Annotated in this window: 3 protein-coding genes; 1 reads left to right on the top strand and 2 read right to left on the bottom strand. The window is 68.2% G+C overall.

Annotated features, from left to right (window positions below; all coding sequences use genetic code 11):
* Both JCM9942_RS12380 and rsgA read right to left on the bottom strand, forming a co-directional pair.
* A partial coding sequence (locus JCM9942_RS12380) for a flavohemoglobin expression-modulating QEGLA motif protein (protein WP_054660024.1) occupies window positions 1-1,247 on the bottom strand: 1,247 nt, incomplete at its 3' end.
* Between the two features lie 32 nt (window positions 1,248-1,279).
* Window positions 1,280-2,377 carry a ribosome small subunit-dependent GTPase A gene (rsgA, locus tag JCM9942_RS12375; protein WP_054660022.1) on the bottom strand — a complete coding sequence of 366 codons (1,098 nt, stop codon included), beginning with the start codon at window positions 2,375-2,377 and terminating at the stop codon, window positions 1,280-1,282.
* A 193-nt stretch (window positions 2,378-2,570) separates the two neighbouring features.
* On the opposite strand from rsgA, the gene JCM9942_RS12370 reads away from it, so the two are divergent.
* On the top strand, window positions 2,571-3,469 hold an 899-nt coding region (locus JCM9942_RS12370), incomplete at its 3' end, for an aminotransferase class I/II-fold pyridoxal phosphate-dependent enzyme (protein WP_054660020.1).

Genomic DNA, 3,469 nt, shown 5'->3' with positions numbered 1-3,469 from the left:
CCAAGCTGGTCCATGCGGATCCGGTTGGCGAACAGCGAAAACGCCAACACCCCGGCCAGCCCGTTGGCGCGCTGGATCCAGCCCGGCAGCCAGCGCGGCGGCGCCAGCACTCCGGCCTCGAACAGCGGCGCCAGCGCCTGCGCATCGTGCAGGGTCATCTTGCCGGCGAACAGCCAGCGGCAGACCTGCAGTTTTTCATCGCGCAGCATCTGCCGGAAGAAGGTGTGCACCGACACCAGCCCGCGCAGATACACGGTGTCCTTGGTGAAGGCAGACCCACCGCGGGTCGGCACACCGCGGAACACCCGCTGCGCCGAGGAGAAACTTTCATCCGGAGTCTGCCCGGCATCACGGAAGTACTGGAACACCTGGATGAAATCGGCCCCGTCGCGCGCCATCGCAATGGCCTCGATCCGCAGACTCACCCGCTTGAGCCGCTGGATGTCGATGCTGCCGGTGATCTGCTCGGCGAACGTCGCCAGCCCTTCCTGGGTGGCGGTGATGCGCGGCGAGGACAGCCCCAGGCTGGGCAGCAGCACCTGTTCGCGGCCGTTGAGCGCGGTGAGTGAATGCACCAGCGCCTCGTGGTGGAACAGCTGCGCGCGGTCGTAGGCGCTGAAGCAGGCGCCACTGCGCAGGCGGATGCGGGTGGCACCGGCGGCGGCCTTGGCGATCAGCCCCGCGTCCAGCTCCACGCTGATAACGCGCCCATCGAAGAAGTCATCCAGATCGGCCTGCAACTGCAACTGCAGCGCGGTGGCCGACACCGGCACGGTTTCCTCCGGTGCCAGCAGCTCGTGGTCCAGCTCCTGCGCGATCTGGATGAAATGCCGCGCCGCCTCGCGGGTGCTGGGGCCGTTGCCAGGCATCGGCTGCTCGGGCACGCCGAACAGCTGGCTGGAGAAATGATCCACCGCCGGCGTGCCCAGTGCTTCAAGCAGGCTGGCGGCCTGGTCCCAGCTGCGCACCGAATCACGCAGATAGGCCCCGAGCGGATGTGATTCATCGACGGCCGCCTCGATGGCGGCCAGTTCGCGACGGGCGTCGCTGAAATCGTGCTGCGGGTAACGCACCTGCGGCAGGCGCGGATTGCCGCGGGCCACGCTGTCCAGGAATGGCGCCTGCATCGACGCCGGCCAGCTGGTCAGGGTCAACAGGCGGAGGCCTTTCACCGCCTGCACCATCCGCGCATCCAGCGCGGCATGGTGGACGATGGCCGGATCATTGGCGGTGATTGCGTTGCCCATACCCCCCAACCTCGATCAGTGGCCGCTGCCGGTCAGCGGCGTTTGCCCTTGTTGACCGGACGCCACTGCGCGCCACGTCCGCTGCGTTTCCGCTCTGTGGCCTGCTCGGCCTGGCGCTGGGCCAGCTTGGCGGCGGCGGCGGCCACTTCCTCGCGCAGCTTGCGGTAGCTCTCCAGCCGGGTCTCATCGATCTCGTCACGCTCGATCGCGGCCTGCACCGCGCAGCCGGGCTCGGTCTGGTGCGAGCAGTCACTGAACTTGCATTGCAGGATCAGCGCTTCGATATCGGCAAAACCGCCTTCGGCCAGCGTTTCCTCGCCGGTGGGCTTGAGCTCGCGCATGCCGGGCGTGTCGATCAGACAGGCGCCGGTGGGCAACGGCATCAGCGCGCGATGGGTGGTGGTGTGGCGGCCGCGCGAGTCATTGCCGCGCACCTCGGCGGTCTTCATCCGCTCCTCGCCCAGCAGCGTGTTGGTCAGGGTCGATTTGCCGGCACCGGAGGAACCGACCAGCACCACGGTGCGGCCCGGCCCCAGCCACGGATGCAAGGCGGACACGCTGGCCGGATCCTTGCCGTTGATCGCCAGCAACGGGATCTGCTGCGCGGCCAGATCCTGCAGCACCTCCAGCGCATCGTCGCTGTATTCGGTCTGGTCGGCCTTGGTGAGGACCACCACCGGCTCGGCGCCACCGCCCCCCACCAGCAGCAGGTAACGCTCGATGCGACGCGGATTGAAGTCCGCATCCAGCCCGCAGACGATGAACACCGTATCGATGTTGGCGCCGATCACCTGCTGGTGGTAATGCTCGCCGGCGGCGCCGCGCTTGATCGAGGTGCGCCGCGGCAGCAGCGCCACGATGCGCTTGCCTTCCAGCAGCACCCAGTCGCCTACCGCCGCGCGCTCGTGGCTGGGGAAGCGCGGCCGCTGCCATTCCGGGGGCGATTCGGTCTTGATCGCGGCCTCGGGCGCGTCGGCCACCACATAGCCGGAGCGGTGCTGCTCGATCACCCGTCCGGGACGGGCCTGCGGATGCGCGGCGAACAGCCCCTGCCAGGCCGGATCTTCCGGCGCGCCGGGCCAGGGCCAGCCAATGGGACGCAACGCGGTGAAGTCGATGGAATCTGTCATCGGCCAATTCTACCGGGCTGCGGCATCGACTCCCGCCAAGGCGGTGGTCGCAGGGGGAAAAGGCCCTGCGCAGGCGCGGTTTGCGCGGCAGTTGCGCCGCTGATTGTTGGGAATTGTTGGGAATGGAACCGTTGCCCCGCATCGCAACAATTCCGCTACCATGCGGTGTCCATGCCCTTGACGGCTCTGAGAAATGTCAACCTCTGCCAAACCGCTTGCGACCCGTGAACGCCTGTCCGAAGTCCGCTACGAGATCCGTGGTGAACTGGCCCGGCGAGCGCGGGAGCTGGAGGCGCAAGGGCGCAGGCTAATCAAGCTCAATATCGGCAACCCCGGCAATTTCGGTTTCCGCGCGCCTGAGCACCTGCAGCACGCGATCGCCGATGACATGGGCCGCACCGATCCGTACACCCACCAGCAGGGACTGCCGGGCGCGCGTGAAGCCATCGCCGCCGCCTATGCCCGCCGCGGCGCGCCCGATGCGGTGGCTGACCGGGTGTTCGTGGGCAACGGCGTGTCCGAGCTGATCGACCTGTCGCTGCGCGCCCTGCTCAACCCGGGCGACGAGGTGCTGGTGCCTTCGCCGGACTACCCGCTGTGGTCGGCCGCGACCATCCTCAACGACGGCCGCCCGGTGTACTACCAGTGCAAGCCGGAAAACGGCTTCCTGCCCGACCCGGTGGAGATGGAGGCGCTGGTGTCCGCGCGCACCCGTGCCATCGTGCTCATCAATCCCAACAACCCGGCCGGCGCCAGCTACCCGCGGGCGCTGCTGGAGAAGATCGTCGCCATCGCCCGCAAGCACAACCTGCTGCTGCTGGTGGACGAGATCTACGACCAGATCCTGTATGACGGCGCGCAGTTCCAGCCGGTCGCGCCGCTGGCCGGCGATCATCCGTGCCTGACCTTCAGCGGCCTGAGCAAGGTGCATCGCGCCTGCGGCTGGCGCGTGGGCTGGATGCTGCTGTCCGGTGCCGGCGAACAGCTGGGCGAATACCGCGCTGCGCTGGACCTGCTCAGCGCGCTGCGCCTGTGTGCCAACGTCCCCGGCCAGTACGCCATCGAGGCGGCGGTCAATGGCCCGGATACCAT

The sequence above is a fragment of the Stenotrophomonas pictorum JCM 9942 genome, assembly GCF_001310775.1.
In the GTDB taxonomy this organism is placed as follows: domain Bacteria; phylum Pseudomonadota; class Gammaproteobacteria; order Xanthomonadales; family Xanthomonadaceae; genus Stenotrophomonas; species Stenotrophomonas pictorum.
Note: the sequence above shows the minus strand (reverse complement) of the source record. Positions and strands in the feature narration are given on the sequence as shown.